Source organism: Nocardia farcinica (assembly GCF_029867845.1).
Taxonomy (GTDB): domain Bacteria; phylum Actinomycetota; class Actinomycetes; order Mycobacteriales; family Mycobacteriaceae; genus Nocardia; species Nocardia farcinica_A.
This window is the reverse complement of record NZ_JARWRU010000135.1, coordinates 1-5,620: the sequence shown is the minus strand read 5'-3', so window position 1 is coordinate 5,620 and position 5,620 is coordinate 1. Positions and strand designations below refer to the sequence as shown.

Annotated in this window: 4 protein-coding genes and 2 pseudogenes; 5 read left to right on the top strand and 1 reads right to left on the bottom strand. The window is 70.1% G+C overall.

Translation table 11 applies throughout. The features are described 5' to 3' along the window. From QH283_RS02635 to QH283_RS02625, 3 genes and pseudogenes are all read left to right on the top strand, one after another. Nucleotides 1-307 (top strand): annotated as a pseudogene (locus tag QH283_RS02635) (daunorubicin/doxorubicin resistance ABC transporter ATP-binding protein DrrA); the annotation flags it as partial. After that, nucleotides 304-1,116, top strand: a complete 813-nt coding sequence (locus QH283_RS02630) for an ABC transporter permease (RefSeq protein WP_060593166.1) — start codon at nucleotides 304-306, stop codon at nucleotides 1,114-1,116. The pseudogene QH283_RS02635 and the gene QH283_RS02630, both read left to right, overlap by 4 nt. Continuing rightward, nucleotides 1,113-2,018 carry an ABC transporter permease gene (locus QH283_RS02625; RefSeq protein ID WP_280501418.1) on the top strand — a complete coding sequence of 302 codons (906 nt, stop codon included), beginning with the start codon at nucleotides 1,113-1,115 and terminating at the stop codon, nucleotides 2,016-2,018. Before QH283_RS02630 ends, QH283_RS02625 begins: the two co-directional genes overlap by 4 nt. A gap of 15 nt (nucleotides 2,019-2,033) precedes the next feature. Here QH283_RS02625 and QH283_RS02620 read toward each other — a convergent pair whose 3' ends face one another. Next, complete coding sequence (locus QH283_RS02620) at nucleotides 2,034-3,224, bottom strand: lycopene cyclase family protein (RefSeq protein WP_060593165.1); 1,191 nt, start codon at nucleotides 3,222-3,224, stop codon at nucleotides 2,034-2,036. A gap of 374 nt (nucleotides 3,225-3,598) precedes the next feature. Between QH283_RS02620 and QH283_RS02615 the strand changes: the two genes are divergently transcribed. Both QH283_RS02615 and QH283_RS02610 read left to right on the top strand, forming a co-directional pair. Continuing rightward, complete coding sequence (locus QH283_RS02615) at nucleotides 3,599-5,197, top strand: ABC transporter substrate-binding protein (RefSeq protein WP_280501417.1); 1,599 nt, start codon at nucleotides 3,599-3,601, stop codon at nucleotides 5,195-5,197. Between the two features lie 24 nt (nucleotides 5,198-5,221). Further along, nucleotides 5,222-5,620 (top strand): annotated as a pseudogene (locus tag QH283_RS02610) (ABC transporter permease); the annotation flags it as partial.

Here is a 5,620-nt window from a genome sequence, read left to right as displayed (position 1 = left end):
CGCCCCCGCGCACACGCCGCGCCCGGGCGGATGCAACTGCGCGGGGGTCCCGCTCTCCCCTACAATGCCCCACATCGCCCCCTATCCCCGCGGCGACCTGGGCCCCGCCGCGGTGCTGGCCGAGATCCAGGCGGGCAAGGGCGGCGAGCAGCTGTCCATCCCCGCGCCAGAGGGCGCGGCCACCCTCGCCGAGGCGCTGCGCAGGCTCGACGCCGCCGGTGTCGAACTGGCCGACATCGCCCTGCGCAGGCCCTCCCTCGACGACGTGTTCCTCTCGCTCACCGGTCACTCGGGCGGTGGCGCGTGACCGCCGTCGCCGAGCCGACCCGCACCGACCTGTTCGCCGAACTGCCGCAGGCCGCGCCGTCGTCGTTCGCGCAGTGGCGCGCGCTGACCGGCCGCGTGGTGTGGACGATGGCGACCAAGGGCGAGCTGGTCGTCGCCTTCATCACCCCGCTGGTGTTCACCCTCGGCTTCTACCTGCCGCTGCGGTACGTCATGAAGTTCCACGGCATCGACTACGCGCAGTTCGTCATGCCGATCATCGTGTTGCAGACCATGTCGGTCACCATGCTCTCCAACGCCCAGCTGGCCGCCTTCGAGGCCATGACCGGCCTGAGCACCCGGCTGCAGACCATGCCGATCGGCACCCTGGTGCCCTTCCTGTCCAGGATCAGCGCGGGCATCGTCCGCTCGCTGACCTCGCTGGTGGGCGCCCTGCTGTTCGGTCACATGATCGGTTTCCGGTTCGAGGCGGGCATCGGGCAGGCGGTGTTGTTCTGCGTGTCCGCGCTGGTGATCGGCACCGTGCTGGCCATCGGCGCCGACGGCCTCGGCAGCCTGACCAAGAGCCCCGAGCAGCTCAGCCAGGCGCTGACCCTGCCGACGCTGATCTTCGGCATGCTGTCCTGCGGCTTCGTGCCGGAACGCAATTTCCCCGAATGGATCCAGCCGTTCGTGCGCAACCAGCCGATCTCCCAGTTCTCGTTTGCGTTGCGCGACATGGCCTCCGACGGGGTGAGCTGGGGCGTGTTGTGGGTGCCGTTGGTCTGGGTCATCGCAATGGCAGTGGTGTTCACCCCGTTCGCGGTGTGGGCGAGTGTGAGGCGGGCATGAGTTCGGTGCAGAGCACGGCGACAGTCACGACCACCCCGTCGGAGGAGGCGAGCGCCACGAGCGAGCAGGCCGGCACCGAGGCGGGCACGACCTTCCACGAGCTGCCCGCGGTGCGGGCCCGCTCGGAGAACTCTCCGCTCACCTGGGCCAGGCACAGCGTGCTCCAGTGCAAGCGGCTGCTGATCGGCTGGCTGCGCGACCCGGCCACCACCATCCAGACGCTGGTCTACCCGGCGGCCACGTTGCTGATGTTCAAGATCGTGCTCGGCAACTCCATCACCACCGCCACCGGCATGCCGTCGGTCTACGGCCAGGTGCCGATGATCTGCCTGGTGGCGGCCATGTCCGGCGCGGTGGTCAGCGCGCTGGGCTTCAAGGTGGAGAAGACCACCGGCCTGCTGGCCCGCTTCCACACCATGCCGATGAACCGGGCCGCCGGCCTGACCGGTCGGCTGCTGGCCGAGGCGGTCCGGGTGTTCATCACGACGCTGTTCGTGCTGGCCGTCGGTTTCGCGCTCGGCTTCCGGTTCGGCCAGGGCCCGCTGGCGGCGATCGCGTTGATCGGCATCCCCGTCCTGTTCGGCGTCGGCTTCGCGGTGCTGGTGACCGCGCTGGCCACGCTGACCGAGGGCGTGCTGCTGGTCAGCGTCATCGGCATCATCAACACGCTGCTGATGTTCTTCAACACCGGCTTCGTGCCGGTCTTCGCCTACCCGACCTGGCTGCAGGACGTGGTGGCCAATCAGCCGATGAGCACCGCGATCGACGCCATGCGCGGGTTGTCCTATGGCGGCCCGGTCGCCGAGCCGCTGCTGAAGACCGTGGCCTGGACCGTCGGCATGATCGTCGTGTTCGCCTGGCCGGCGGTGCGCGGTTACCGGCGGGCCGCCGAGACCAGCTAGACCGGTCCGGCAGGCTCAGTCCAGCTCGGGTGTCTTCTCGCGGGCGGGTTCGAACTCGTACCCGGCCCAGCGGTTGCGGTTGGTCCAGCCCACCAGGTCGTAGCGCCAGCGGAACGGCCAGGTGTGGGCCACGGTGTTGAACAGCACCGCCCCGAGCGCGGTGTAGTCGGCGTGCGCCGACAGCAGCGCGTGCTGCCCGCGCTCGGACTCGGTGAAGAACGCCTCGAACATGGCGATCGACTGTTCGGTGGTCAACCGGCCGAGGCCGTAGAGACCGCGCATGCGCATCCAGTACACCAGCCGGGCCTGCCACGGCCACAGCGCCGCCACCGGGTCGCGGCCCGCGCGCAGCGCGTCGATCGCGGTGTCGACCAGGGCCAGCGAGTCGGCCACGCTGTAGCCGGTGCACGGGTGCATCATGCCGCCGCGTGAGCCGAACTCGATGGCGCGCGCGGTGCCCTTGCGCGGCGGCGGCTGGTCCAGCGGGTAGTGCGCCGCCTCGGTCGGCTCTTCGCCGGTCAGCCTGATCCCGTGCGCGGCGAGCCTGGCCAGGGTGCGTTTGCGCAGCACGTGCTGGGGCATGCCGCCGCGCAGGCCGAGGCTGGTCTCCTCGAAGATCACCGTGCCGTCGCCCAGCGGCACCGCGTACAGGAACGACGGCGGCTCGTCCGGCCCTGCGCCGTTCTCCGGCCGCCAGTCCAGCAGCAGACCTTCGCCGGGGCGCACCATCGGCGCCGCGGTCTCCTCGTCGACGAAGATGCCGTGCGCGCTGGCCGCCCGCCGCGCTCCGGTGGTGGGCAGGCCCCTGGTGTCGAAGACCGTCGCCGCCCGCACCACCGTCCCGTCCGCGAGCTCGACCTCGTGCGCGTCGACCCGGCGCGCCCGCCCGGCCAGCACGGTGGCGTCCTCGAGCGACAACGCGTCGAACAGCCCCTGCTTGGACAGCACCGCGTACGGCCGCTGGATGCGATGCTCGCTCTGGGTCCACACCACCGGCGCCTCGATCCGGCTGGCGATCACCTCGCGTGGCAACCAGTCCGGCAGCTCGTCGATCCAGCAGGAGAAGGTGGGCGGGAACAACCGCTCCGGCCGCGGGTCGACGGCCGTCACGCTCATCCCGGCCCGGGCGGCCCGGTGCGCCAGCGCCCGGCCGGTCGGCCCGAGCCCCACCACGCAGACGTCGACTTCTCTGGCGCCATTGCTCATGAGGGCATCAAATCGGACATACCGTCCGAGCGCAAACATGTCACCGCGCGAGCGGGACGGCCGGCGTCTCCCGGAGGGCCGTGCCAGGGCGCGCGGAGGGGCCGGGGCAGGGGTTCGTGGCATCACGACCGTGCCGTCCGGCGGTCCGGCCGTGGCACATCGCACGCGCCGGATCAGTGGTCCAGCGACTGGTGATTAAAACACCACTGAGGCAAACCATTCGCATCGAAGCGCCCGGCTGGGAACCTCCCATGCAGCGATCGAGTCCCGGTTCCCCGTCGAAAAGCGCAGGTGCGCGCGGCATCCGGGGGTGCTCGACCGTGCCCGTGGCAGCAGCACGTGCTCCGCGGGTCGTGCGCGAAAGGAGTCGGTACGTGGCAGTCGGGTGGAAGAGAGGGGGCTGGCGCGTCGCGGCGGCCGCCACGCTGGTGGCGCTGGTGGCGACCGCCTGCGCAGGTGGCGGAACCTCGGGAGGCGACGCCTCCGGGGAGCCGGTGGCGGGGGGAACCCTCAACATCGGCCTGTCCGCCGACTACAACGGCGTCGACGCGGCCGTGGTCAACCAGGTGTGGCGCACCGTGGCCCGCGCGCTGTCGGACTCGCTGGTGTTCTACAACCCCGACACCAAGGAGCTCGAGCCCTGGCTGGCCACCTCGTGGGAGGTCACCGACGCCAGGATCTACCACTTCACGCTGCGTGAGGACGTGACCTTCCACGACGGCACCGAACTGACCGGCGACGTGGTCAAGAAGAACTTCGAGAGCCTGGCCCGCCCCGGCATCCACTCCAGCGCCAAGACGATCGTGGAGGGCATCCGCCAGATCACCGTGCCCTCGAAGTACGAGGTGATCGTCGAGTTCGACGAGCCCAACGCGGCCTTCCTGACCAGCCTGTCGCGGGCGCACGCGGCGATCGTCTCGGAGAAGACCGCGGCGCTGCCGGTGAACGAGCGGCAGAAGTGGGTGGACGGCTCCGGCCCGTTCTACCTGGAGAGCTACGTTCCCAACCAGCAGATCGTGCTGAAGAAGCGGCCCGAATACAACTGGGCCCCGGCTTATTTCGGCCGGACCGGCGCGGCCTACCTGGACGAGGTCGTCTACAAGATCATCCCCGAGGACTCGGTGCGCAACGGCGCGGTCATCGGCGGCGAGGAACTGCAGTTCATCTACTGGGTCAACGGCAAGTACGTCGACCAGCTGGAGGCGGCCGGGCTCACCATCGCCAAGACCCTCAACCCGGCCACCGGCACCGAGCTGCCGGTGAACACCTCCTCGAAGTTCCTGCGGGACGTGCGGGTGCGGCAGGCGCTGCAGATCGGCGTCGACCGCGAGGAGTACGTCAAGATCGTCTCGCACGGCCACGACGAGCCTGCCAAGGGCCCGCTGAGCCCGGCGAACCCCTACTTCTCCGACGTCAGCGAGTTCCTGGAGTACGACCCGGACCGGGCGGTGAAGCTGCTGGAGGAGGCGGGCTGGGGCACCGTCGGCCCCGACGGCATCCGCGTCGACGCCGCCGGTGAGCGGCTGAGCCTGCGCGGCCCGCAGGACACCGCGGGCTGGCAGGTGCTGCAGAGCCAGTGGCGCGAGCTCGGCGTCGAACTGGTGCTCGACCCGCCGCTGGCCGCCGAGGCCAACCAGAAGCTGCTGTCGGGCGAGTACGACATCGCCTACTGGTACCACTCCACGCCGGACCCGGACGTGCTGCGCGCCAACTACGGCAAGACCACCGGCTCCAACCGGTCGTTCCTGCCCGACGGCACCGAGGCGGACCGCCTGTTGCAGGAGCAGAACACCGTCCTGGACAAGCAGGCCCGCCAGGAGATCGTCGACAAGGCGGCCCGCGAGCTGGTCGAGCAGGCGTATGTGATCCCGGTCGTCAACGACGTGGACATCTGGGCCTACCAGCCCACCCTGCACGGCATCCAGGCGGTCGGCCTCGACCAGTACCTGTACAACGCCTGGCTCGAGCAGTAGGCGCGCGATGGGGATGGTCACGCGATGGAGATGGTGAGGTACGCGCTGCGGCGGCTGGCCTACGCGGTGGTCGTCGTCTGGGGCGCGTTCACAGGAGCGTTTTTCCTGCTGTACATCGTGCCGGGCGACGCGGCGGGCGGCCTGACCCTCGGCGCCGACGGCGGTGACGTGGAGAAGCTGCTCGCCGAGCAGCGCGCGCTGCTCGGGCTGGACCGTCCGCTGTACGTGCAGTACTTCGACGCGCTCGGCAGCGCCCTGCGCGGCGATTTCGGCGAGAGCATCTACCAGCGCCGCCCGGCCACCGAGGTGTTCTTCGAATCCTTCGGTCAGACACTGCAACTGGCCTTCCTCGGGCTGCTGCTCGCGGTGCTCATCGGTGTGACGCTGTCGGTGGTGATCGAGCTGATCGACTGGAGGTGGGCG